Source organism: Aeoliella fuhlenseeensis (genome assembly GCF_052161615.1).
GTDB lineage: Bacteria > Planctomycetota > Planctomycetia > Pirellulales > Lacipirellulaceae > Aeoliella.
In genome coordinates this window covers 4,756,656-4,782,890 of record NZ_CP197417.1, presented here as the reverse complement: position 1 = coordinate 4,782,890, position 26,235 = coordinate 4,756,656, and the positions used below count along the sequence as shown (strand labels likewise).

The window sequence follows — 26,235 nt, the reverse complement described above, 5'->3', positions numbered from 1 at the left end:
CGAACTACTCGTAAAGCTTCGGCTCAGCCCGCCAGTCTTTGTCCTTGTCGTGCGCCCAGTCCACCACACGCGGGCGTCTCTCACGTAGACGAATCGATTCGATGCCGGCCCAGTAGTTGGACGACTTTGGATTCTTGCCGGTGCAGTCGAGACGCAGGACGTAGTCGCCCGGCTCGAGCCACGCGTCGAGCAGGTGGTATTCCCACTCGTCGGTGCCATCGTGGTAGAAGTCGAGCTTGCCGGGGAGCTCGACTCCGTTCAGCGACGCCTGGTAGGTGCCGAAGTCGTACGACCGGGTGGCGTTGAGCACCAGACGCACAGGTTCGTGCTTCTCGACCTTAAACGGAATCTCGATCCACGAGTTCTCGTCCGAATCCGCACGGTACAGCACGTGTCCCTTCGGGTAGTTGTTTACGTTCTGCTTGTCCGCCATCCCCTCGCCATGCTTGAGCTTATCGAGGGTGTCGGTCGCGTAGAACGTTTGGTCGAGGCTCGCCAGCTTTCGCTCGCGGGCGTGGGGCGCGCGGGCTTTGAACGTGGGAGTTCCGGTTTGGTACCAGAACGCGACGCTCGAGTAATCGTCTTGGCGTTCGTTCCAACTATCGCTTTTGTAGTTGGGGTTCTCGTCGGGCGAAATCCAGCCAAAGTGCTCGATGGTGAACTTGATCGACTTGTTGAACACGATGGGGTCCTGCACGTGCCAGCGGTAGGCGCTGGTGTGGCCACCAACGATGCCCCACTGGTCGAAGTACGCGGTACCAAAGTAGGGAGTATTGACGGTCTGCAGCCCCCAGGCAGAGAGGAAGTAATCTTCGGTGCCGGTGCCCCAGATCGAGGGCTTTGCCTCGCCATCGATGTAGATCTTCTCGTCCCCTTCGCCAAACCAGGACGGGCTTCGCGTGCGGACGCTCAGCACGGTGCCGATGTAGTGGCCCTTCCCCTCGGTTTCGAGGATCACGTAGTCCTCGCCTTGCTTGACCGGATACTCCTGCTTGTACTGGGCGTAGAAGTAGGGCATGTCCTCGGCGATCTTGTCCTTCTTGATCCAGTCGATGTTGTAGTACAGCAGCCCGACGGGCTTCTCGCTTTCGTTGACGATCTCGACGCGAATCGACTTGCGGAACGGCATGTGCCAGAAGCAGTTGTACGAGTCGGCATCCTCGACAACGACCGGAATGCTCACTACTTCCGATCGCTTGCCAAACGCATTGGCAAAGAAGTCGCCGACCGGTGCTTCGACAGCGGGGCGATCGCTGCCATCGTAGTAAATGCGGAGCAGCATTTCCTGGTGATTTGCCGCACCGTCCTTCGCCCACTGGTGGGGCTCGGGGCCGAGGAACGTCATCCAGATATGCGTAACCACCCCCGGCCCAGCGGCTTCGAGTAGCACCCGCGTCTCGCCCGGCGCGAGGTTCTTGTTGTCGTAGTTGCTGTTGGGGTCGAACTCACCGTTGGGATCAAATTCGCCCTTGTCGTTCACGCGGTGCGCCGATGTCGCCCGCATGCTTCGACCTTCCTGAGGCAACGCAAGCTGCCCCAGGGACTGGGCGTACGTCGTGGGTGCGTGAATCGCAATGAGTGCAAGTAGCACCCCATGGTAGAAACTGCGGGCGAGGCGAATCGGCATGTTGAGAACTTGGGGCAGGGGGGCAGAGATACGCCACTGGTCGGCGAGGCTCGACGACGGGCGAGGCCCCATCTTGCCACCGCGACGCAGGCCACTCAATACGGCGAGTTCGGTAATTTAGGCAGCGAAGTCCGTTTTTTCCCCATTCGACATGCGAGCAACCACGCGGCTACGAACGTCCACTCTTTTACAATCGAGCGCAGCAGAACTAGGCTATGGGGCACGAACCGCGGGCGGCAGTGGTTCCCCTTTCGAGACAAGGACTAGAAATGCCCATTCGCTTGACGTACGAAACCGTGGCTTTAGCAATCGCGCTGGGAGTGATTTCGATGAGCGCCTCTGGACAGATGATCGTGGCTCATCGCGGTGCTTCGTTCGATGCACCGGAAAATACCTTGGCGGCGTTTGACCTTGCTTGGCAGCAAGGTGCCGACGGCGCGGAGGGGGACTTTCATCTGTCGTCCGATGGCCACATCGTCTGCATTCACGACCACGACACGAAGCGTACCGCGGGCGAGAAGCTCGTGGTCGCCGAGACACCGCTCGCCGAGTTGCAGAAGCTCGACGTCGGTAGCTGGAAGGATCCCAAATACGCGGACGAGCGAATCGCGACGCTCGACCAAGTGCTCAAGTCGGTGCCTGAAGGTAAGCGATTCTTCATCGAGCTCAAGACTGGCCCCGAGATCGTCGCGCCGCTGAAGAAAGCCCTCGAAGACAGCCCGGTACCGCTCGATAACCTAGTGATCATTGCGTTCGACGAAGAAGCAGTCGCCGAGTGCAAACGCGAGATTCCCGATGTGAAAGTGCACTGGCTCACGGGTTACAAAGAATCGAAGGTGAAAATGCCCCGCTGGTCGCCCGTGCCCGCGAAGATCGCCAGCACGCTGAAGGCCACTAGTGCCGATGGACTTGGTAGCCAAGCGAATCGCCGGGCGTTCGATGCCGTGGCGATTGAGAAACTTCGCGAAGCGGGCCTCAAGGAGTTTCACGTCTGGACGGTCGACGATCCCGCGCTCGCCAAGTTCTACATCGAGCAAGGTGTGTGGTCGATTACCACCAACCGCCCCGCGTGGCTCCGCGAACAACTCGCCGGCGCGCTAGGCGATGCTTCCAAACCGGCAAGCGACGGCAACTCAACTGGTGGCAATTGAGGCCTTGCCGGCGACCACGAACTTCTTGACCGGAATCGTGCCGTGCTTGACCGTCAGCGAAACCTTGCCGTCCTTTAGCTCTACGGTGCCATAGCCAGTGGCGGTGGAGAGGAAGCTGCGGAAGTCGCCGATCTGTGAGTTGACGTAGAGCGTCTGGTCGACCGCGTCGTACCACACGCCGGTGAGTCCTTGTAGCAGAGCGTAGCTAGACATCGCGCGGGCGTACCAGTGGCCGCACTCGAACTCGTTGAATGGGTTGCGAACGCGACCGTCGTACCGATCGCGGCAGGCACGCACAATGTCGAGCCCTTCGTCGACCATCCCCTCGAGCATCATGTGCGAAGCCGCCTGGTACTCAATGCCGGTCCACACTTCGTCGCTGTAGACGAACGGGATGCTAAGCTGGCCACCCTTAGGCCAACTGCATAAGAGCAGACCACCTTCGGTGCCGAAGGCGTACGTGGGGCGCTGGGGGTTCGCGTGGTCGACCAGGCTCGGCTTGAAGTTGTACTTGTGGATCGCCTTGAGATTGCTGCGAACCTTCCCGCGATCTGCCACTTGGTCCACGCCGCACACCTGGGCCATCCAGAACCCGAGCACGCCGTCCGACAAACAGCCGGTGCCGTACTGGTATTTGGGACCTTGCTGGTTGAGATCCTCGATCAGCTCGGCGTAGCCCTCGCCATTGCCAGCGGTGGAAAGCGGCTCGAACTTCGCATTGAGCCCATCGACCTGAATACGGTGGAAAAAGTACTCGCCGTCGTACAGCTCGTCTTCTAGGTACCGAGTTCCCTTTTCGAGGAGCTCCTCGTACCGCGAGACGTCTTCATCTAAGTGCGTGCCCATCGCCGAAGCAGCCGCCAGCGCGCTCAGGTAGAAGCTCGTGCAATGGCCGTCGGGTCCCCAGTATTCGATGTCGTACGTGTTGTGGTGCGGCTCGTCGAGCACGCCTTGATGACGCGGGTCCCACGTTTCGATGCAGTAGTCGAGGCTCTGCTTCACCTTGGGCCACAGCTCGCGCATCCACTCGGTGTCGCCCGAGATCCGCCAGTCGCGATGGACCTTCAGGATGCCACCGAGTTGACCATCGGCCGCCGCGTGGAAGCCGTGGTCGACCGGGCGAATCGGAAGCGCCGACCGGAACGTCTGGTGCCCCTCCGGCGACTGGCTGTCGTTGAACTCGGTTTGACGCAGCGAGCGCTCCAGTTCAGGGAACAAATGGCACAGCGCCTGGGCGTAGTTCCAAACGTGTGTGCACGAACCAGCGCAGCAGCCGACGTTGTCGTTGCAGCCTTCCCAGCACCATAGCCGCCCATCGGTCTGACGTAGCACCGTGGGGCTCTTGAGAATCGTAAGGTTCGCCGCCGCCGCTTCGATCACTTCAGGAGGAAGCGTCGAGTCGTAAAACGCGTCGCTGAACGCCTTGCTTTCCGAGCGAAGTGTGTCGTAGTTGTCGTTCCAATGCTTGGCGACGGCGTCCACGCTATCGAACTTTCCGGCGTACCACGGCACGTGGTACTTGGCGACCGGTTTCGTTTCGGACTTCTTGGGGCCGGTAGCGACCCAATCGCCAAAGTCTTTCTGTTCGAAGTCGGCGATCACGATGGCATCGGCGAGTCCGTCTATGCTGTCCGCCACTTTGTCGGTTTGGACAATGTGATCAACGTTGATGTGCCCCCACCCGCTGGTGGCCTGGTCGACGATCTGAAGTTGTGCTTTCTTTCCCTTGAATTCCGACACGTCCCACGATTGCCAAGTGAGTTCTTCATTGTCCTTGCCCGTGCCGTTGCGGACCACCTTGCCATCGACCAGCAGGTTCAAACTCGCCAGGCGAGGATTTCGGCCGCCCCCGAGCAGGAACTGCAGATGCTTCCGCTCGATGGTGAACTCAGGCGAGGTCAGCGTACCAATCGCGCCATCGCCGTCGGGATCGAACGTGTTGATGAGCCCGTTGCCTTCGAACCCCGATACCCGTTGCTGCCCATCCGCCGTCCCCTGAGAAGGTCCCGCGGCGAACGCGGGCGAGGTTCCGGCAGCCGAATTGCCGGACTGCAGGTTGGTCGTCGGTACGTACCAGGCAAACTTCACCCGCACCGTTTCCGTCGCCCCGGGGGCGATCTTTAGTGGCACGGCGAGCGTCGCCCCGCGAGCCGCGCCGTCGACTACTGGATTGTCGATGATGCGGCCGCTCTTGATGTTCTCCCACACGATGGTCAGCGAATCGAACCACGCCCCTTTGAACCAGCCATGGTCCACTACCGTGTTGTCGTGGTCGGTGTAGATGGCACATGCCCCCTCGCGCTCGGGGTTCTCGTTCGTACCCGCTTGGGTCAGCAAGAATCCATTGTCGAATTCGTTGATCGCAGTACCTTTATCGCCGCGGGCCATGAAGTTCGGTGTGTTGTACGTAAACACCGCCTCCACCGCCGCGCTGGACGTATTGTGGAACGAGTACTCCAGCCCACCCACGGGGAGCGACGAACTATCGGCGTCGCCCGGCGCGAAAGGACTCCAGCCGGTGATCGTCACGTCGAGTGGCATCTCGGAGTCGGCAAGTTCGATCTCGGCGAATGGAAAACGGGTTGTGAACGCCGCCTCTTCGAACCGCGGGAAGCCATACGTGGTGCCGCCGCTTCCATTGCCATTGCCACCGCGTCCGAACACTTTCCACTCGGGCACCTGGCCTTCGAGCACCTTCGCGACGTTGCCCTCCTTGCCCTTCACGCAGATGGCCGCGAACGCGGCAGGGGCGTGGAACACTTCCATCGTGTTGCGCATCGAGACATGCGAGATGGCCCCCGTCGCTTCTAGGCAGAACATGCCCGCCCCGATGCCACCGATCGGAAACGCCACGCGGTCGAGGTACTTGCCCGTGTAGGGACCGTTGTACTCGCGCTCCTGCCGCTTCTGGTAACGTCCGTTCCCTTTCACCGCGACAGGCGTTGACGTTGGAGCCGAGATCGCCAGCCCGGCCGGTGCGAACGCCGCGGCACCGAGACCCAGCACCTGCACGAACTCTCGCCGCGCGAGCGGACCACATCCACAGGAAGAACTATCGCAGGTGCCAGTGTCCGCTTGCTTTGCCTTGTCGCCTGTCATGGTCTCTCCGTGGTCGAGCTTGGTGGTCGCCAGCCCGTCGGCGAATGCTCGCCGCCGCGCTGAACCAGCCATTATCCGCCGCTAGAGACCACGTTTGTCAACCAAAGTGGCATCGCCCCAAGGCCGACTTCGCAAAAGTCGGAACTGCCGTGCGCGTTCTTTGGGAACCAATCGCCTTACAGCGCCAAATCTCGCCACGCCATCTCGGCGTTGTCGACGTTCCAGTCGTCGCCGAAGTAACCTGCCGCACGAATCCCGCCATCGCCCGAGTTGAGGGCGTCGGGGCCGATCAAGAGCAGATCGGGGTAAGGCGTTCCCGCCCAGAAGTATCGCAGGCGATTGGTCAGCCGCATCCCCTCGATACCCGTGCCACCCACAGCGGCCACCAAGTAACGCGTGGTCCCCGTGCGCGGACGCACTACGACGTAACCAAGATCGTCGCCTGTCTCGGGACGCGTATCCACGCGGAATCGCCCACGCCCGGCTTGCACCGGCGACGACGACATCAGCTTGGCCCAAGCCTTGTTCGTGTCGACGCTGCCATAGAACACCACGTTGCGATCGCGTGGCAGGTTCTCGACGAACTCCGTGTCCGACAGCACTTCAATCGCCCCGCTTGCGCGGTAAGCAAACGTCTGCGCGTCGAAGTGAGCCTTGGCCCGCGACCAGGCGTTCTCTTCCTTGTTGCCCACCGTGCCATACACAAGTAGCACGTCGTGGTCGAACACCGCCTTCATGCCACCATAACGATGGGGGCCCTTATCGCTTCGCGGCGGCGTCGGCCGCTGCACCCATTGCTTGTTCACTTTCTCGAGCCACAAACCACTGCTCGGAATCCGCGGCACCACTACCGATGGCCCCCCATCCAGGCGAATCACAAACGGCTTCGCTTCGTCGAACACCGACCGGTCGATGCGCATCCGCTTGACGTTCTTCGTCGTGCCAACGATCGACAGCGGCGACTCTTTGATCTCGAGGTCCACTTCGCTGATTGCAAACTGCTCATTCTGTGCGCCGATGGTGAGCCACTGACTCGTCGCCAGTGTCCCCAGGTCCGACGTAGCGAGTCGCACTCGCTTAGCGGCCACCTCGGGATTGCGGCGGCGTGCGGAGAGGAACTGCATCAGCTCGTCCGAGTCCACCGTCTCCGCACCCCACCAGTTGCCCGCCTCGGGTTTCAGGTAGAGCGCGAAGTCGTTGTGCCACGCGGCGAGCTGCTCGGCGATTTGCCGGCTGAGCTTCGCGGGGATTTGCTCGTCGTCCACGCCATGCGTCAGGTACACACCCACGCTCGCCAGGTTCACCAGCTGCGCCACGGTGTCGCTGGGCCGCGCGGCGCGGATTAGGATCGATTCGAGTTTCGTCGGTTTGTCGTACTCCGGCATACCGCCGCCGTAGGTCCATAGGCTCGGCCACGCCGCAGCGGTGGCCACCGCCGCGAACCGGTCGGGAAGCGACGTCGCCAGCACAAGTGCTCCGTGCCCACCCATGCCGTGGCCGGTCACATAAATGCGATCGGCGTCGATCTCGAAATGGTCCTCGGCATCGGACAGTGCCTCTTGGGCATCCATCCGCGACCACTCCTCCCAGTCGAGCGGAAACTCGCCCCGTCCGCCCGGCACAATCAAGTGGGCCCAGGTTTTGGCTTTGTACTGCGCGGCGAAATCTCGCGGCGTCATCCCATCGGTGTGCAACGCGACAATCGCGCCGATCGTCGCGTCTTCTTCTTCGTCCGACTTCGCGACCAGATGCGTCGCCTCGCCACTCGCTTCCTTCGCCGCAGGCAGCACTACGTAAGGCTGCACGCTCCGATCAACTCGGCTCACGAACGTCCGCGTCTGTAGCGCCGACGCATCGACCGCTTCGAGTTCCAGTTCCAGCTCGCCGAGCACCTTGTCGTCTTGCACTAGCCGCAACGCGAGCTTCGCGACGTCACCCTTCAGTTCGTCGGGTACCTTGAACTCTACCGGGCAGCTTCGCACCGTGGCGGCGTCGAGCCACTCGACCGGCGTGCTGAGGGATTCGCCCCCTTCGAGTTCGGCTTCGATGGCAAGCTTCGCGAGTGGCTTCTCCGAGTAGTTCGCGACGGTTACCGACGCCCATCGCTCGCCGGCCTTCTCGCCACGCACCAGCGATGGCACAACCGCACGATCGGCCGACAGCAACACTTCGGCCGATGGCTTCACCAGCCGCGCGGTGAGTTCGCTCTGCGCGACGTGAAACACCAGCACGTTCTCGCCCTTCTCGACTCGCACTGGGAGCGCGTAGTTGCCATAGGCGTACGGATCGCCCGCGTAGGGCAAGCCGTTAACGTAGGCCATCGCGTGGCCAGTGGCTTCGAGCAGCAGGATGCCCGCCGCCGGCGAGTCGAACGACGCCACCGCGTAGCCACCGCGAATCGAGCGAGTCGACAGCACTCCTTCGTCGTTCACCTTCGCCGCACGCCACGCAACTTCGCGGCCGGCCCCGGTGTCGAACTTGTCGCCGGCCTTCGGCATCGCGAATTTCCCCGATGCCATCGCCGCGTCAATCGGATCGATATGCACACTCGCCCGGCCATAAATGCCGACGAGTGGAATCGTCACGAACTCTTTGAACACGACTTCTTTAGGAAGCTCGCCGACCTCTTCGTTCTCTGCATCGGCGTCCTCTTCCTTCGCCGTCTCGTCCTCACCTTCCTCATCCGCTGGCGTTTTCGCAGAGTCTTCGGAGTCGTCCTGCTCTTCAGAATCAGACTCTGCGTCGGATTCGTCGTCATCTTCGGGAGTTGCTGACTCTTCCGACCCTTCGTCTTCGGACTTCTCGTCCCCCGACTCCTCGCTCGAACCTTCCTCAGGGGTCTCCTGTTTCGGCGCGCTTTCGCCCTCGTCAGCAGATTCCTCCGTCGCGGGAGGCTCTTGTCCTTGCGCAAGCTTAGGCGCAGCGACAAAGTACCCTGCCATCGCCAGCACGGCGCACGCGATCAACCAGCGAAAACGTTCGAGCGACATCTTACTCCTTGCCTTCCTCAACTTGCTTGGCTTCATCGTCCTTCGCTGGCGTGGCTTCGAGCTTCACTTCCTTCGTCGCGTTGCCACCCTTCACGGTGTCGAGCGAAACCTTCGCATCCCCCGCGCCGGCTACTAACCACCGAACGTACTTCGGTCGCCACGAACCAATCGCGTCGAGCTGAACGTTCGCCGGGTCGCGCTCCACTTCGCGGGGCGAATCGAACAATAGGTCGTCCGACACCAGCGCTGTCACCACGCGAACATCGTCGCCTGTGAGCGACGCCACATCGGGTGCGGTTACCTTGTGCTCGACGTTGAACGCCGAACGCGTGGGCGTCAGCTTGCGGTTCATCAGCGTCGCGGTCACTTCGAGCAGTCCGCCATCCAGTTCGCGGACCGTCACGTCGTCGATTGCGACCTGCGGCATCTGGTCGGCGTGCCACAGCGTGAACGCCATGTTGCGATGGCATTCTTCTTCGAGCATGAACGATGGCGGCTGACGCCCCCAGTTCTTCTTCACGCCACCGACTTCTACTTTGCCGTAGGTCGGATGGTCGACCTCTTTCCACTCGGCAAAGCCATCGCTGAGCAGCAGCCACTCGTCGAACTTCCGCTGATCTTCCTCGCTTGGGAAGAAGCCTCCACCCTTCGACTCGCGGAACATGTTGAATGGCGTATTGAGCTCGTTCACGAACACGAACGCACCGATCATCGTGTGGAACCAATCGGTCTCGCCACCCCACACTTCGTACAGATCGTCTGCCGTGTTGATGTAGCGATAGCCGGGCAGCATCGCCTGGCCGCGCTGGCCGATGTGGTCGTAGACCTCGATGTCAGCACGCGGCCAGCGATCGTCCTTAGCACCGGGACCACGCAGCAGCATGCCACCCGTGTTGTGGTACGACTGGGCACCCGCGATGTTCGGATGGGCCATCACAAACTCGGCAACCATCCGGTTCTCGGCGATCGACAGAGGGTAGTTGTGGGCACCGTTCTGCACGTACTGCGGCTGCCAGAACCAGGGCCAGTCGCGGTTGGGGTCGTAGTACCCATCGCCGTCCTCGTTCACGCTGCCATCGTCGTCGTTGTCGATTCCTTCCGAGCCCAGCAGCGTGTAGGTGCCGGTCTCGTTGTGCTCGGCGCGAATCATCATGCCGGGATACTTGTCGTGTGGCTTGAATCGTCCGTGCGGATCGCGAACGCGCATCTGCGTGATGCTGCCGTCGCCATCGATGTCCTCGGCCGGGTCTTCGTCCACCAGGCCATCGCGATCGTCGTCCACCGGCCGCTGACCACCACGTGGCGAATGCGTCGTGTTCGGCTCGTGCAAATGAGCATCCCGCGAGTCGGGGCTCATAATCGGCATCAGGTAGAACACTCGCTCGTCGAGCAGCCGGGTGACCATCGGATTCCGGCCGTACATTTCGGTCAGGTACCACGCCGTGTAGAGCACCACTTCGGTCGCCTGGATTTCGTTGGCGTGAATGCTGCCATCGATCCAGAACGCGGGCTTCGCGAGCTCGGCCTTCTTGTCTTCGCCAATGTTGGCGGTGATGGTCATCACCCACATCTCGCGACCCTCGTGCGACTTGCCGAGGCTCTCGAGCCGAACCAAGTTCGGATGCGCCGCTGCAATCTCTTTCAGCAGCTTGGTGGTCTCTTCGTAGTCGCGGTAGTAGTTCCACCGCACCGAAACCTTCGGATCGGCCGGCGCACCCAGCGGCTGGTAAATAGGTTTCTCCTCAGCACGCACAACCGCAGCGGAAAGGAACAGCGCGAGGGCAATAGCAAGTTTAGTTTTCATCAGAGGCCTCCTCAGTGTTTGCTTCCTGCACGCTTGCGTTATCGCGAGCTGTCGCGTCGAGCGTCAACGTATATTCCGTAAATCCAATCGATGGTTCGCCCGCTCGCAGTTCGAGGGTCTTTGTCCCCTCGGGCAAGCGTACCAGCCACGTCACTTCTTTGTTGCCGCCACTCCCCGCGAGCACGCCCGCGTTGACGCGGCGATCGCCTACGAGCAGCTTCGAGCCTTCGGGCAGGTTCAGTTCGATGTCGAGCCGCTGCAGCTTGCGAGCCGTCCGGCCCATCGAACTCTGCGTTGGCAGGTAACCCAGATTGGCGAGCGTCGCCGAGACGCGATAAACGCCCTCGCCAAGAGGTTCGGACTTCACCGCAACAAACTCAGGCTTGGCACCGAGCTTGGAAAGTTCAATTAAGAACTCGCGGTGCTTAGCGGCAATGTCGTTCAGATCTTTCGCAGGCGGATGCTGCCGAACCAGTGGCTTGAACCCACCGACCTCGACCTTCTTGCCAGGGAAGTCGGGATGATCGACCTCCACCCAATCGACGAAGCCATCAATGTCGTTCGCCGCGAACCAGGCCAGCGCGTTCCGCTCCTCGGCGTTACGGCCGTCTTCTTTCTTCTCGTCCTTCTTCTCTTCCTTGCCTTCGGACTTGTCGTCGCTCTTTTTCGCGTCGTCCGTTTTCTCTTCGGCCTCGCCCTTTTCAGAGTCCTCCGCTTCGGAGTCTTCCTTTTTACCGTCCTCGTTGTCTTCCCCGTCGTTGTCCTTGGCTTCAGACTCTACGTTTTCGGTGTCTTCCTGCTTCGCCTCGTCCGTCTTGGCGTCGTCGTTCTTGGCGTCGTCTTTCTTTTCGCCTTCTTCCTTCTTCGCTTCTACCTTAGGAATCCACCACCCCGGCGTGGCGATCGACCACCGGCCGTAGTGGTAGTAGGCCCAAGGTGCGAAAGTGCCTTCCGGACCCGCGGCACCAGGGGCGTTCTCCTTGCCGACCTTTTCGCCGTAGAGATTCGACAGGAACTCGTAGCTCGGCCCGTCTTCCGGCAATACCTGCTTCTTGATGCGGGCGTTGTTATCGCGAGCCACGCCCCACGGCTTGGTCAGATTGTCCTGCGGGGCGAACGAAAACACCATGTAGATGTTCGGCCGCGTGAACATCCAGTCGGCGATGGCCCGTGTCTCGGGCTCCGACACCTGGTGCGGCCCCGCGTCGCCTGCGAAGTAGGGATACTCGAAGGTCCAGTTGCGATTGAAGTCGACGCCACCAGCGCCATCTTCGTTCCACAACTCGTCGTGATCATTGTCCACGCCCTCGGTGTAGAGCTGATACTGGCCGAGCTCTTTCTTGTTCGCTTCGGCTCGCACCAACAGGCGCGGGTCGCTCGGGTGTTCCATCCAGGGACCGGTCGGATCGGCGACACGCATCATCGTGATCACGCCGTCGCCATTCAGGTCCTCGTTCGGATCTTCGTCGAACTCGAAATCGCGATCGGCATCGGTGCTGCGCGAGTTGGTCGCGCGGCCGGTGGTCGGCGCATCGAATACATGGGCCGACGCATCGGGGCTGGGACGCGGGATGACATAAAGAGTCAGGTTGTCGAGCAGCTCCTTGACCGACTCGTCTCCCTTCGCGTGCGCGTCCGTCAGTTGCTGGACGATCCGCACCGCGACTTCCGAACCCACCAAGTTCGCGGCATCGACGCTCCCTACCAATAGAATGGCGGGCTTCGAATCGACGTCGCCCGTGCCGATGGTCAGTAGGTCGACCTTGCGACCCTCGGCCGTCTCGCCGAGCGTGGTCTTGGTCACCAGCTCACTGTCGGCGAGCACTTCGAGCATCGCCTCGAAGACTTCAGGCGACTGATAGCCGGGGAGTTTTACGGGGTCGGCCATGCCGCGCGAGGCGGCGAGGGCCAGGACAATGGCGAGACAGGCCTGCTTCCAGGTGCAAGGCGGTAGGGGCATGCGGGGTATCCGAGGCGGGTAGGATGGTGAAGGCGGGTAAACTGTAAGTCTACTACCCTCCCGGCCATTCCGCCACGCAGGCCGCCTATAACCCGTATGCCGATTTCAGCGACTTTAACAGGTCGAGCGCCCCGCCGATCTCCGCCTTCTGCCTAGCAGGTTCCTGGGGGATTTCTCGCTCAATCGTCAGCGGCCCCGTGTACCCAATGCGGTCGAGAACCGCCAGGAACTTCGCGAAATCGACATCTCCTTTGCCCAGGGCTGTCTCCGCCCCCCAGGTCACGCCCGGCTGGTCCGACCACGTGGCGTCCTTGCAGTGGACGCTGCGAACCCACTTGCCCAGGTACTCGACCGCCGGCAGGGGCTCGCCGCACCCGTAGAGGATCATGTTCGCGGGGTCGAAATTGATGAACAGATTCGGCCGGTCCACGGCGGTCAGGAACGCGTCCAGCACGTCCGCCGGCTCTTGGCCCGTCTCCAGGTGAACGTACTGCCCATCCGCCGCGCAGGCGTCGCACACACGCCGCGTGATTTCGAGGAGCTCTGTATAGTCGGGATCCGCCGGGTCGTGCGGCACAAACCCCAGGTGCAGCCCCACCGTGTCGACGCCCAGCGCCTTGGCGAACTTGGCGATCTCCATCAGCTCGGCAGTGCGGGCCGCCCGCACGTCCTTCGGCACGATACCCACCGTGCGCTCGACCGTGGGAATGTCGGCGTAGCTCTCCCCTTCAAAGCCCGCGAACACACAAGTCACGCGAATGCCCAGGTCGTCGAGCCGCTTGCGAAACTCGGCGATCCGCTCGGGCGTGCGGGACTCAGCATGCGGCGTATGCAAATGCACGGTCGTGACGCCAAGCTCCCGCGCGACGTCCAAATCGACGCCAAGCCCAGCGTCGATACTCGCAAAAACACCTAGAGGCCACTTCTCGCTCATCGAAAACTCCGCAGTCTGAATCTGGAACGCAATTACCTGTGTCGAAGGTAACCGCGTCCAGCATGAAGAGCAACTGCGTGGCCAGTTCCCTCGCTCTGCGTGGGAACACAATGGGCGACCGCTCCGCGGTCATGGTGCGAACGGCCGCGGAGCGGCTAGGCATGCGTTACCACGCGGAGCGTGGGAACGAGGTGATACTCTACTACGCAGCTCGCATGCGCCCTTCGGGCGTCGAGATGTTGAACAGCGAGAAGAGTTCCTCGCGCGACAGGCTCAGGTTCCTCGGCGAGCGGCCTTCGCTGAATACCGAGTCGAACAGCTCTCGTTTCTCGTTCAAGATCTGGTCGATGCGTTGTTCGATCGTGTTGGCGGCCAGGAATCGTGTTACCGTCACGGGGCCCGCGCAGCCGATGCGGTGAGCGCGGTTGATCGCTTGGTCTTCGATCGCCGGGTTCCACCAACGATCGAACAGGAACACGTAGCTCGCAAATTGCAGGTTCAGTCCCACGCTCCCCGCGCCGTAGCTCATCAGGATGACGCTACACTTCGGATCGTCCTTGAACTGCGCGAGCACGCCATCGCGTTTAGCGTGCGGGATTTTGCCGTGGTACTCGACGGGGTTGAACGCGGCGAGCGACGTCGAGAGTTTCTCGATGGTGTTAACCCACTGGCTGAAAACAATCGCCTTGCGACCACTCGCCGCGCACTCTTCGAGCTCGGCCATCAGTTGATCGCGCTTGGCGCTTGCGCCGGTGATGGGATCGAAATTGCAAATCTGCTTGAGCCGAAGCACCAACTGGAACACGTGCTGCAGCGTGATCGCTTCGCCCAGGTCGTCGAGATGGACGATGCCTTCGTTCTCGGCGAGCTGATAGGTTTCCCACTGCTCGGGCGTTAGTTCGATGTCGGTGTCGCGGATCAGCTTGGGCGGCATGTCCTGCATCACCATGTCCTTGGTGCGGCGGAGTACCGAGTCGGAGACAGCCCGTCCCATCTCGCGGGGTTTCATTCCAGGACGCAGGCTGCCTGGTGCTACGAAGTCGAAGATGCCAACCAAATCGTCGATGCTGTTCTCGATCGGCGTGCCGGTGAGCGCCCAGCTTCGTTCGCGCGTCAGGTTCTTCACCACGCGATTGGTTGCGCCCGTACGGTTCTTGATCCGCTGCGATTCGTCGAGCACCACCAAGTCGAAGTCGAGACCAAGCGATTCGATGATCGACTCGTCACGCACGAGCGTCTCGTAATTGACGAGCGACAACACGCACTGTTGCTGCCACAGGAACTCGCGACGAGCACTCGGCCCCGAGATCACGGTCACCGGAATCTCTGGCGCCCACAGCGCAAACTCCCGCTGCCAGTTGGTCACCAACGGCTTGGGGCACACCAGCAGCACCTTGCGGACCTGCTCGCTGCGAATCAGCAGCCGCACGGTGGTCACCGCCTGCATGGTCTTACCAAGACCCATCTCGTCGGCGAGCACCGCGTGTTGGCGTGGGAACAGAAACGCGATGCCATCGAGTTGATAGTCGAACGGCTTAAACGGCAGCTCGACCATTTCGTCCGCCAGCAGCGTTTCGAGCGGTGGCTGAAGGGCGTAGCTCAACCGGTCTTCGAGCCGCACCACATCGCGCGGCGCGCGAATGCGAGTGTGCGTGTTCGACTTGCGCTTGGTCTGCGGGCGACTGGGTCTGTCGCCCGCAGAGGGCGCATCACGTGGCGTGAATCGAAAACTCTTGACCGCGATCTTTTCCATCGCGAGCGGCAGTGACAGCGCGTCGAGTCCCTCGGCGGTGAATCGCTGCGAGCGAACCTCGGGGCGCACCATCGCACCCAAGTTCACCGCCGACAGCGCCACCGGCGCACGGGGAGTTTCGTCTTCACGCGGCCTCAGCATGTCCCGCCTCGCTAGAGTCCTCGATTGGCCCCGATCCGACGAGGCCCGCTTCGCGTACCGCGTCCACGATTCGCTCGAATGGCTCGGCGAGGTCGACGTATCGCGTCAGCTCGGCGAGCAGTTGCTCGACGTTCGCGCGCTCGGCTTCGTCGACGTGGTCGAGCAGCGGCGTGGCGTTCGTCTCCTCGCTGGTAGCGGCTTCTACCAGCACCACGGGCACCGATGTCTCCTCGGCCACCCCCCAGGCGTCGCGCTGGTGGACGAACACCACGGCCATCGCTGCCGACGCTTTGGCCAAGAGGGCTGCGCCGATCCGCTCGCTGAAGAAGTGCGGGCGGAGCGTGGGGCCGAACAGGATCTCTTCGGCCCGGCTGGGTGCGACCGGTGCGGTGCAGTGGAATTCGAGGGGACGCCCTCGGCGGTTGACGATGAGCAGGCCTCCGAGCATTCCCGCGGAGGCATCCTGAATGACGGTCAGGAACCCAAACACGGGTTCGGCTGGCGAGGGGTCGTGTTTCATGGGGGTCGGTCGACGGGGTCGATCCGCACAATGCGATTGCTTGCGATCGGGAGCGGCGGGGAAGGCTCCCACAACAGCAGAATCGGGAGAGTGCCCTGTAGCACTTGAATTCTCCAGAATCATTACAGTCCCCGCCACCTGCCAGCTTTGCCACGATAGCGGTCGATGGAGCCCCTATGGGGCCTAGAAATACGGTTCCAGATTCTGGATTACGTCGTGGCGAGTCGGTATACTGAGGGACTAGTGTGAGGGGCAAGGAAGCAGCATGCCCCTGCGCCGTGCTGGTGTTGCTAGCACGCGTGTATCTCCCAGGGAGGCGTCAGGTATCGGGAGGCACTGCCATCGCTGCATACCCAGCATGGTTCGAAACCCTTCAGAGGGTCCCCGAGGATAAAGGGCAATATGAGTAATCCGCATTCGTCGTTCCCGTTGATGTTCTCCCAGGTCGATGTGACCGCCGCATCGCAGCCCCGCTCCGTCTTGTCGCAAGGCGAAGAGCAGGTCGAGCTGCTTCGCGAAGTGCTCGCCGCGCAAGATCGCACCAACGAGCTGCTCGAAGAACTGGTCAGCACCATGGCCACCCGTGAGCGCCAGCGCAACCAGGAACTCCACCAGTGGAAGAAGGCCAACCCCGACCTGGCCGACGACTGCCGCACCGCGGCTGAGTTGTTGAGCAAGGTTCAGGTGGAATACCTCGACCGACTGACCGAAGAGATCAACGACACGCAAGACGACCTGGTCGACGGCGAGTTCATGCTCAACGAGTTCATCGACCGTTACGGACCACGCCTCGCGCACCTCAACGGCGTGATCCAAGTGCTCGCGCAACTCGGCACCAACCCGACCGCGAGCACCACCGAGTCGCAAGCCTAGTTGTCGCGCTCTACAAAACGATTTCACGTAGCCCCGAGCAAGCGTTTGCTCGGGGCTACTTTTGTTTAGGGAGAGTTTGTCGAATGTGTGGGGGCCTGGGCTGAGAAATCGACAAACCAATCGTCTTGAACTGTAGGAGGGCTCAGCCATCCCGAGGAGGCCGACCTGTGGGAGGGCTCTCCGAGCCCGATACGAAAACTGCGAAAATTGTTTCACGTGAAACAATTGGAAACGGCTACTGCAGATGGATGACTTGCAGACCAGGCAATCGGGCTCAGAGAGCCCTCCCACAAAAAGACTCGGACCTCGAAGTGTCGCGTGTGGACACACGTTCCCGTACCCCGATTGGAGCAGGGTGGTGAGTACTTTCAAGTCACTTTTTTGGAGAAAGTCGGGATTGTCGAACACCTTCTGGTAGCCGGACTCGCATGAGTTCGGGATGCGCAGAGCACGACTACCCAGGGCTACGCTATGGCTCGTACCTCGCCTCTGCTTCCCCTGGGCTGACATGTGCAACCCCTTCGGGGAAAGAACGGAGTACGGTGTCTTCCGTTCTTGCTCATCTCTGTTCCCTCCGTTTCCTCCTGTTCTTTTCCCCCGCTTTGTTCTCTTCGTTCCCTTCTGTTCCAACCTGTTGTCCAGGGCCCGAATTCTGGCGAATTCGGCTACGACGACGTTGCTGAGGAAGCCCGCAAACTTGCCTGTCGGTGCTCGGTTCGCTACAAACAGTGTGTTGGGAATGACCAATGACGAATTAACAAGGACCGATGCAACTGGCTTGGTCATTGGACATTCGTCATTGGTCATTTATCCCGTTTCCTTTCCAACCGACCAAGCGGTCCCCCAATATGTCCGATGCTCTGCAAGCGGCGGTTCAAAAGGCCCAGGACGAACTCGATGCCCACACCGTCGAGATGGTGCATTGGCATTTCAACGACGACACCGGGTGTCCCTTCTGGCTCGAAAAGAAATCGGAGTTGTCGTTCGATCCGCTGAAGGACATCCAGTGCTTTGCGGACCTCGATAAGTTTCCCGACTTCGAAGACGAGTGGCTGCGTGGTGGTCCTGTGCGGCGGTGGGTGCCGAAGGGTCTGGCGCATAAGCCGGTCTACGTGTTCGAGACCGGTGGCACGACGGGCATTCCGAAGAGCCGGATTGCGATGGAAGACTTTCGCACCGACTACTCGCTGTTCAGTGCAACGCTGCCCGACAAGTATTTTCCACCGGGCTCGAACTGGCTGATGCTGGGTCCCAGCGGTCCACGTCGGTTGCGGCTCGCGGTGGAGCACCTTGCCCAGTTTCGCGGCGGCATTTGCTTCTGCGTCGACCTCGATCCGCGGTGGGTCATCAAGCTCATCAAAAAAGGCTGGATGGATCATCTCGAAGAGTACAAGAAGCACTGCATCGATCAAGCGATCACCATCCTGACTTCGGGTCACGACGTGAAGTGCATGTTCGCCACGCCCAAGCTGATCGAGGCGCTCTGCATCGAACTGGAGAATCGCGGCACGTCGCTCGCCGAGACCGGCATCACCGGCATCTTCTCCGGCGGCACTGAGTTCACGCCGCAGTGGACGAAGTTCTGCGTCGAGGAGTTCTTCGGCGGCCCGCCCGAGGTGAGCGGCATCTACATGACCCCCACCTATGGCAACACGCTGATGGGCCTGGCGTGCAGCGAACCGGTCACGGCCGCCAACAAGTACAAGATCACCTACCATGCCCCGCAGCCCCGCGCCGTGGTGCAAGTGGTCGACTTCGACGACACCGACCGCTTGGTGGGCTACGGCGAAACGGGCCGCACGAAACTCACGACGTTAACCCAAGAATTCTTCGTCCCCGGCTTCCTGGAACGCGACGAAGGCGAACGCGAACCCCCCCACGAAATGTACCCCTGGGACGGCGTAAGCGGCGTGAGGCCGTACAGCCGACTCGAAGGAGGCACGACCGTTGGCGTTTATTAACCACAGAGAGCACGGAGGACGCAGAGACTTCTTTGTGTCATCCTGAAGGAGCCTCAGCGACTGAAGGATCTCGTCCCTGGTGCTGCGTTGATTACTTAGCCACGGATGGACACGGATTTCCACGGATGAAGCAAGGCATGCCCAGGCTTGCCTTAGCCCCGAAGGGGCGCAATAAGATAGCCCAGGGTAAGCTGAGGCGAGGAACGAGCCGATGCGCCACCCTGGGTTCGTTCGCCAACAAAATTCGCGGTCGAGGAGTAAGCTTGCCACCAGCCGGAGTGTGACCGAGACCGCAACCAAGCCGCGTGATGACATGTAGAGAAGCTGCGACGAGTCATTGGACATCTCTGGCACCGCGAAGAGGCAAGCCGTTGGATTGTTGTTACAAGAGTTCAGTTTATCCATGAAAATCCGTGCCCATCCGTGGCTAAACTACACCCGCCCACCAATCCCACCCCTCACCCCCGCCTGAAACATGATTGAACTCCAAGCTATTCGTTGGGGCGAGCCGTACGAGTCGCTCGAAGTCGATGAAGTGAAGCACTTCTATACGGGCGAGCCGGTGGCGAAGGTGCATACCGTCGGCGCGGGGATCGTGCAGCGCGATGCCAAGAAGGCGAAGTTCGCGCGGCGGTCGCTGCAGGCGATGTCGCCAGCCGATTTGATTGCGGCGTGCAAGAAGGCGGGGGAGCTGTTCGAGACGGGAACGCTCACCGTCGGCGATCAAAAGCAGACGCCCGAAGATTTTATTCAGCAGCAGTCCGCGACCACCGGCATGCCGATCGCCATGTGCCAGGCGAACGTCACGAAGAACGCGTTCGTGCTGAAGAACATGGAGCAGATTCTCGACGCTCTCACCCGCGGGCTCGATCTGAATATCTTGGCTCGCGGTTATGGCGAAGAGGGGCGTGGCGTGATCGTCAGCTACCAGGCGCAGTGCGACGCGCTGGGTGCTGTGCTGCCATCGAACTCGCCCGGCGTGCACACGTTGTGGCTACCGGTGATCGCGCTGCAAATGGGGCTGGTCCTGAAGCCAGGTTCGAGCGAGCCTTGGACACCGTATCGCGTTTACTCGGCGATGGTCGAGGCGGGGATTCCCAAGGAAACGTTCTGCATCTATCCGGGTGCCGGCGCGGACATTGGCGGGGCGATCCTGTCGAGTTGCCGGCGTGCGATGATCTTTGGCGGACCGCAAACGGTTCAGCAGTACTCGGGCAATCCGAAGGTGCAGGTGCACGGGCCGGGCTTCTCGAAGATCCTCTTGGGCGACGACTGCGTCGACGACTGGGAGCAGTACATCGACATGATGGCCGACAGCGTCTACCGCAACGGCGGGCGAAGTTGCCTGAACGCGTCGAGCATCTACGCCTCGCGTCACACCAAGGAAATCGCCGAGGCGCTGGCCGCCAAGCTCGGTCCGATTGAAGTGCTGCCACCCGACAATCCCCAGGCGGGTCTCGCCGCGTTTACGATTCCCGGTGCCGCCAAGTCGATCTGGGGCGCGATTGAAAACGACGCCAAGGCTTCGCTGGTAACCGACATGACGAGTAAGTACGGCGAGCGGCTCGTAGAGCGCGACCCCGTGGCGTACCTCCGTCCCGTGGTGCTGCACCACGCTTCGATCGAGAGCGACTCGCGGAATAAAGAATACATGTTCCCGATGGTCAATGTCGTCGAGTGCCCACAGGCGAAGATGCTCGACGCGATTGATTACTCGCTGATCTGCACCGGCGTGACAAACGACGAAGAATTCCGCCGCGACCTGATCGCGTGTACCGACATCGACCGCCTCAACCTCGGCCCCATCCCCACCAGCCAAGTCGACTGGCTCCAACCCCACGAAGGCAACTTGATCGAGTTCTTGTTTAAGAACAGGGCTTTGCAGGTTGCTTAGGTTTTTTGTTAGCCACTGATGAACACGGATGGGCACGGATAAGACCGAAGGCCCATCCGTGTTTATCAGTGTTCATCCGTGGCTAAAAGCTTATGTCCTTTGATTTCCACTGCCCGACGCAGATTATCTTTGGCCCTGGCCGGGTTAGGGAGCTGGGTGCGCTCGTCGCGGGGTTAGGGGCTTCGCGGGTGCTGGTGGTTTCGGATCCGGGGATTGAGAAGGCGGGGCATACGGGGCGGGGGGTCGATTCACTGCATGCTGCGGGGATGGCGACGCGGGTGTTCGATGGCTTCGAAGAGAATCCTTCGACCGATCATGTCGATGCGGGGCTCGCCGTGGCGCGGGAGTTCTTGCCCGATGCGATTGTTGCCATCGGTGGTGGCAGCAGCATGGACTGTGCGAAGGGGATCAACTTCGTCTATTCGTGCGGCGGGCAGATGCGGGACTATTGGGGCGTGGGCAAAGCGACGGCCGACATGCTGCCGATGGTGGCGGTGCCGACTACTTCGGGGACCGGGAGTGAGACGCAGTCGTTCGCGCTGATCTCCGACGCCGTGACGCACGTGAAAATGGCGTGTGGCGACAAGCGGGCCGCGTTTCGTGTGGCGCTGCTCGATCCCGAACTCACGGTGACGCAGCCACCACGCGTGACGGCGCTCACCGGTATCGATGCCCTCGCGCACACGCTCGAGACGTTTGTCACCAGACGTCGCAACGCGATGTCTTTGGCGTTCAGTCGCGAGGCGTGGTCGCTACTCTCCGAGGCGTTCCCACGAGTGCTGTCGGAGCCCGAGAATCTTGAGGCTCGCAGCGACATGCAGCTGGGGGCGATGTTTGCGGGGCTGGCGATTGAGAATTCGATGCTCGGTTCGGCGCACGCTTCGGCAAACCCGCTCACCGCCGAGTTTGGTGTGGTGCATGGCGAGGCAGTGGGGCTGATGTTGCCGCACGTGATTCGGCACAACGGCCAAAGTGTCGGGGCTTGGTACGAAGAACTTTCGTCGCGCCCGGCCGCAGAGTTGGCCGATTTGGTGTCGGAGCTCGCCCACCGCGCGGGCCTAGCTGGTACACTGAAGGAGTGCGGCGTCGAGCGCGATCGGCTCCCCCACCTGGCCGCCGCCGCGATGCAGCAGTGGACCGGCACGTTCAATCCGGTGGAGATGACCCAGGATGATTACTTGCGGATGTACGAGACAGCGTATGAATAAGGGCAAGCTCGTCGTCGCTCTTGCTCTACTCTCGCTCTGCGCTTCGAGTTGTTACGCCGACGACTGGCTTCTTGCGCGGGGCGATCTTGAGTCGTCCGGCGTCGCGACCAGCGAGCTGCCCGCTTCGCCAACCGAGCTGTGGCGTTACTCTACGGGCTCGGCGGGGTTGGAAGGTAGCGTTGTGGTGAAGGACGCCATTGCGTACGTCGGCGATGTCGAAGGAACCATCCACGCCATCGACCTCAAGACGGGCAAAGCGGTTTGGACCAAGAAGTACGGCGACGCGGGCTTTTTGTCGTCCGCGGCGATTGATGGCGACCGGCTGTTCATTGGCGACTTCGACGGGGCGCTGCGATGCGTCGCCTTGGCGGATGGCGACGAGCGCTGGAACGTGCCGATCGAAGCCGAGGCGATGGCGGGCCCGATGATTTACGAAGGCAAAGTGCTCGTAACCACCGAGGCGGGAACCTTTACTATCCACAGCGCCGATACGGGCGAGGAAGTGGGCAAGTTCGTGATCGACGCACCGCTCCGATGCACGCCCACAATCATTAATGGCCGGGCGATGCTCGCGGGTTGCGACAGCAAGCTGCACGCCATTGACGTCAGCACGGCGAAGGAGGTCGACAGCGTGGCGATTGACGGCCCCACCGGCAGCACGCCAGCCGCGCGGGGCAAGATGATTTACTTCGGCACCGAGCAAGGAACGTTTTACGCCATTGATACCTCAACATCGCCACCGACGATCGTGTGGAACTACGCCGACCGCCGGCGCAAGCAAGGCATTCGCACCGCGGCGGCCGTGAACGACAAACTGGCCGTGTACGGCAGCCAGGGCAAAGCGGTGTTCGGCGTGGACATTGAAACGGGCGAATCCAAGTGGACCTTCCCAACGCGGACGCGGGTGGAGAGCTCGCCCTTGATCGCGGGAAACGTCGCGATCGCCGCCACGCAGCGCGGAACCTTGCACGCGATTGACCTCGAGTCGGGCGAAGAGACGTGGAGCTTCGACGCGGGTGGCAACTTCGTAGCATCGCCCGTGGTGGTCGATGGCATGCTGCTGATTGGCAACACCGACGGGACGTTGTACGCGTTTGGAGAGAAAGAGAAGTAATACGGACAACGACTCATGTCATTCTGAGGGGAGTGGAGCGACCCGAAGAATCTCAAGTACCAAGAACTGTCAAGCAAATAGAGAGTTTGCTCCTCCGCAAGATCCTTCGGTCGCTTAGGCTCCCTCAGGATGACAAGTTCGACTAACATCTAACACCTAACTACTTCCTTATGGCCGAATCGACGAAAACCGAAGTTGGCTCGTACTTCATCAGCAACTATCCGCCGTTCTCGCAGTGGTCGCGGGACAACGTGGGGGATGCGATTGAAGCGCTGAATTCGCCTCCGGCGGAAGTGCCTTTGGGGCTGTACCTGCACATTCCGTTTTGCCGGAAGCGGTGCAAGTTCTGCTATTTCAAGGTGTTCACCGACAAGAACGGTGGCGAGGTCGAAGAGTACCTGGCCGCGCTGTCGCGCGAGATCGAGCTAGTGAGCAAGTTGCCGGCGATGGGTGGGCGGCCCTTCCGCTTCGTGTACTTCGGCGGCGGGACCCCTTCGTTCCTATCGAGCCGTCAGTTGCACCGCTTGGTCGATCGGCTGCGCGAGAACATCGACTGGAGCCTCGCCGAGGAAGTGACCTTCGAATGCGAGCCCGGCACGCTCAGTGAGGCGAAGGTCGCGACGCTCAAGGAGATAGGCGTCACGCGATTGAGCCTGGGCGTCGAGCATTTCGACGACGCCATTCTCGAAGCCAACGGCCGCGCGCATCAGTCGCCCGAGATTTTGAAGGCGTGGCCATGGATCGAAGCCGCGGGGTTCGACAGCGTGAACATCGACCTGATCAGCGGCATGGTTGGCGATACCACCGAGAAGTGGCAGGACGCCGTGCGGCGAGTGATCGACATGGACCCCGACAGCGTGACGATTTACCAGATGGAGCTGCCCTTCAACACGGTCTACTCGAAGGACATTCTCGGCGGCGTGATCGAAACGCCGGTCGCCGACTGGGAGACCAAACGCGAGTGGCTCACGTGGGCGTTCGATCAACTGCTGGACGCTGGCTACGTGACATCGAGCGCTTACACGATGGTCAAGCCCGGCGTGAACTTCAGCTACCGCGACAACTTGTGGCAGGGGAGCGATTTGCTCGCCACTGGCATCGCGAGCTTCGGCCATATCTCCGGCGTTCATTATCAGAACGAACCGGAATGGAGCCAGTACATCGGCCGGCTCGACGCCGCGGGCGACAACAGCGAACTACCGATCAGCCGCGCTCTCAAGATCACGCCGCATCAAGCTTTAGTGCGCGAGATGGTGCTGCAACTCAAAAAGGGTTGGCTGGATCCCGCGTACTTCGAGCGAAAGTTCGGCGTCGACATCGTGGACCACTGGAACGAAGTGTGGCAGGGTTACGTCAGCGAGGGCTACGCGATCTTGGACGACGACCGCATTCGGCTCACCCGCGACGGACTGATGCGAGCGGATAGCCTGCTGCCGGCGTTCTTTGAGGAGGAGCATCAGGGGGTTCGGTATACTTGAGGGCGGGAGTCTTGAAGTGCCCTAACGGGCTAAGCCGCAAGCGGCCGCTCGTGACTTAGCCTATCGGAGAGAGCTTCATTCAACGTACCCTACACACTCTCATACGCCCGCACATTCATCCCGCTCGCGTCGTTCGCTAGCGCGATGTCGTACAGCTTCTGGCCAGCGGGGGTGGGGTAGTCGCCGGTGATGCAGGCTTGGCAGAGGTCTTCTTGCGGGCGGGCGACCGCGCGGGCGATCGACTCTACCGGTAGGAAACGCAGCGAGTCGGCACCAAGTTCGCGAGCCATCTCGGCGAACGTTTCCTCTGATTCGCGGCCTGGCATCATGAATTCCGGCGCGAACAGCTCGCTGATGCTCGACATGTCGATGCCGTAGAAGCACGGCGCGATGATCGGCGGGCAGGCGACGCGGACGTGGATCTCTTTCGCCCGGCCCACTTCGCGGATCTTGTCGAGGAGCACCCGCATGGTGGTCGAGCGGACGATTGAGTCTTCGACCAATAGCACCCGCTTGCCCTCGAGCACTTCGCGGAGCGGCGTGTACTTAGTGGCCGCTTTGTCCTTGCGACCGGCACCACTTTCGATGAACGTCCGGCCCGTGTAGCGATTGCGGATCAGGCCTTCGACGCTTGGCACGCCAAGCTGATAGGCCATCGCGTCGGCGGCACCTTTGCTGGTGTCGGGAACGGGGACGACGATCGTATCCTTGTCGATTGGCAGCGTCTCGAGCCGCGCGAGTTCTTCCCCCAGAGTCTTTCGCGATAGGTACACGCTGCGGTCGTCGATGTTGCTCGCGACGTTGGCGAAGTAGATCCATTCGAAAAAGCAGTGCGCCCGGCGGGGGCTCTCGGCGAAACGCTCGACTTTGATCTCGTTGTCGACGATGGTGACCATCGTGCCGGGTTCGAGCGACTTGATGTTCTCGGGCTCGAAGCCAAGGTTCAGCAGCGCCACACTCTCGCTCGCCGCGGCGAAGAGCGGGCCCTGGATGGCGTAGCTCACCGGCTTGATGCCCATGGGGTCGCGAGCGACGAACATCTCTCCTAGGGCATTCACGAGCGCGACGCTATACGCCCCGTCAAACTTCTTCGCCACGTTGTGCATGATCTCGACCAGCGACGGATGTCGGTCGCCCGACATCTCGCGGCTGATCTCGTGCATCATGATTTCGGTGTCGGTGGTCCGCGCCAGGTGATGATCGTCGTCGGCGAGCAGGGCCTCGCGGAGTTCGTTGTAGTTGGCGAGCTGGCCGTTGAAGCCAAAGCTGAACCACTTGCGCTTCTGCAAGTGATGCCGTTCGAAAGGCTGGGCGTAGCTGCGATCCTCGGCACCGCACGTGGCGTAGCGGACGTGGCCAATCGCGGCGCGTCCTTCGTACTGACGCATGAGGGCGTCGGCCTTCGCGCGGTGGCTCAAGCGAAACACCTCGGCGACGCTACCGAGTTCGCGGTAGGTATCGATGATCTGCGCACGGTCGGGCGAGTAGCTGGTCATGCCCGCCGACAACTGCCCGCGGTTCTGGATGTCGAGCAGCATCCGCGGCATGAGTCGCGAGATGGCATCGGGACCCTGCACCGGGCAAAGCGGGCTGGGTTCGGATGAGGGAAGGTGATAGATCGCGGCAATGCCGCATTCGTGGTGCAGTTCGCTCATCGCGTGCCGTTGCGTTCCGTTCGGGAGGGGGGCGAAGCGCGGGGCCCGACGTGGCCACCTAATCGGCGACGGT

Annotated in this window: 16 protein-coding genes; 7 read left to right on the top strand and 9 right to left on the bottom strand. The window is 61.4% G+C overall.

Translation table 11 applies throughout. From position 1 onward, the window contains the following. Positions 1 to 4: 4 nt before the first annotated feature. A complete protein-coding gene (locus SH292x_RS18670) occupies positions 5 to 1,726 on the bottom strand; it encodes a glycoside hydrolase family 172 protein (protein WP_442482537.1) in 1,722 nt (573 codons plus the stop codon). A gap of 170 nt (positions 1,727 to 1,896) precedes the next feature. Between SH292x_RS18670 and SH292x_RS18665 the strand changes: the two genes are divergently transcribed. Next, positions 1,897 to 2,778, top strand: a complete 882-nt coding sequence (locus SH292x_RS18665; protein ID WP_442482536.1) for a glycerophosphodiester phosphodiesterase — start codon at positions 1,897 to 1,899, stop codon at positions 2,776 to 2,778. On the opposite strand, the gene SH292x_RS18660 is transcribed toward SH292x_RS18665, so the two are convergent. The 7 genes from SH292x_RS18660 to SH292x_RS18630 form a co-directional block, all read right to left on the bottom strand. Beyond that, entirely contained in the window at positions 2,761 to 5,949 is a 3,189-nt protein-coding gene (locus tag SH292x_RS18660) for a GH116 family glycosyl hydrolase (RefSeq protein ID WP_442482535.1), read from the bottom strand. The genes SH292x_RS18665 and SH292x_RS18660 overlap by 18 nt on opposite strands. 104 nt (positions 5,950 to 6,053) lie before the next feature. Next, positions 6,054 to 8,867: an alpha/beta hydrolase-fold protein gene (locus SH292x_RS18655; protein ID WP_442482534.1), complete on the bottom strand. Its 2,814-nt coding sequence runs from the start codon at positions 8,865 to 8,867 to the stop codon at positions 6,054 to 6,056. A gap of 1 nt (position 8,868) precedes the next feature. Next, complete coding sequence (locus SH292x_RS18650; RefSeq protein ID WP_442482533.1) at positions 8,869 to 10,671, bottom strand: M14 family metallopeptidase; 1,803 nt, start codon at positions 10,669 to 10,671, stop codon at positions 8,869 to 8,871. Beyond that, positions 10,661 to 12,631 (bottom strand): M14 family metallopeptidase, encoded by a 1,971-nt coding sequence (locus tag SH292x_RS18645; protein WP_442482532.1) that lies wholly within the window; start codon positions 12,629 to 12,631, stop codon positions 10,661 to 10,663. Before SH292x_RS18645 ends, SH292x_RS18650 begins: the two co-directional genes overlap by 11 nt. An 85-nt stretch (positions 12,632 to 12,716) precedes the next feature. Next, positions 12,717 to 13,565 carry a sugar phosphate isomerase/epimerase family protein gene (locus SH292x_RS18640; RefSeq protein WP_442482531.1) on the bottom strand — a complete coding sequence of 283 codons (849 nt, stop codon included), beginning with the start codon at positions 13,563 to 13,565 and terminating at the stop codon, positions 12,717 to 12,719. 202 nt (positions 13,566 to 13,767) lie between these two features. Next, a complete protein-coding gene (locus tag SH292x_RS18635) occupies positions 13,768 to 15,459 on the bottom strand; it encodes a DEAD/DEAH box helicase (RefSeq protein WP_442482530.1) in 1,692 nt (563 codons plus the stop codon). Continuing rightward, a complete protein-coding gene (locus SH292x_RS18630; RefSeq protein WP_442482529.1) occupies positions 15,443 to 15,979 on the bottom strand; it encodes a hypothetical protein in 537 nt (178 codons plus the stop codon). The genes SH292x_RS18635 and SH292x_RS18630 overlap by 17 nt, the downstream gene beginning before the upstream one ends. Positions 15,980 to 16,381: 402 nt before the next feature. Here SH292x_RS18630 and SH292x_RS18625 point away from each other — a divergent pair, with 402 nt between their 5' ends. The 6 genes from SH292x_RS18625 to SH292x_RS18600 all read left to right on the top strand — a co-directional run bounded on the left by SH292x_RS18625 (position 16,382) and on the right by SH292x_RS18600 (position 24,507). Further along, positions 16,382 to 16,852 carry a hypothetical protein gene (locus SH292x_RS18625; protein WP_442482528.1) on the top strand — a complete coding sequence of 157 codons (471 nt, stop codon included), beginning with the start codon at positions 16,382 to 16,384 and terminating at the stop codon, positions 16,850 to 16,852. Positions 16,853 to 17,700: 848 nt separating this feature from the next. Then, positions 17,701 to 18,813 carry a hypothetical protein gene (locus SH292x_RS18620; RefSeq protein WP_442482527.1) on the top strand — a complete coding sequence of 371 codons (1,113 nt, stop codon included), beginning with the start codon at positions 17,701 to 17,703 and terminating at the stop codon, positions 18,811 to 18,813. Positions 18,814 to 19,288: 475 nt separating this feature from the next. Next, the gene (locus SH292x_RS18615; RefSeq protein WP_442482526.1) at positions 19,289 to 20,707 is read left to right on the top strand and encodes an aldehyde dehydrogenase family protein; all 1,419 of its coding nucleotides are present in this window, start codon (positions 19,289 to 19,291) and stop codon (positions 20,705 to 20,707) included. A gap of 92 nt (positions 20,708 to 20,799) precedes the next feature. Beyond that, positions 20,800 to 21,915, top strand: coding sequence for an iron-containing alcohol dehydrogenase (locus SH292x_RS18610; protein WP_442482525.1), 1,116 nt, complete (start codon positions 20,800 to 20,802; stop codon positions 21,913 to 21,915). Beyond that, complete coding sequence (locus SH292x_RS18605; RefSeq protein ID WP_442482524.1) at positions 21,908 to 23,029, top strand: outer membrane protein assembly factor BamB family protein; 1,122 nt, start codon at positions 21,908 to 21,910, stop codon at positions 23,027 to 23,029. Before SH292x_RS18610 ends, SH292x_RS18605 begins: the two co-directional genes overlap by 8 nt. A 170-nt stretch (positions 23,030 to 23,199) precedes the next feature. Continuing rightward, positions 23,200 to 24,507: a coproporphyrinogen-III oxidase family protein gene (locus SH292x_RS18600; RefSeq protein ID WP_442482523.1), complete on the top strand. Its 1,308-nt coding sequence runs from the start codon at positions 23,200 to 23,202 to the stop codon at positions 24,505 to 24,507. Between the two features lie 89 nt (positions 24,508 to 24,596). Here SH292x_RS18600 and SH292x_RS18595 read toward each other — a convergent pair whose 3' ends face one another. Then, the gene (locus tag SH292x_RS18595; RefSeq protein WP_442482522.1) at positions 24,597 to 26,162 is read right to left on the bottom strand and encodes an amidophosphoribosyltransferase; all 1,566 of its coding nucleotides are present in this window, start codon (positions 26,160 to 26,162) and stop codon (positions 24,597 to 24,599) included. Between the last annotated feature and the right edge of the window lie 73 nt (positions 26,163 to 26,235).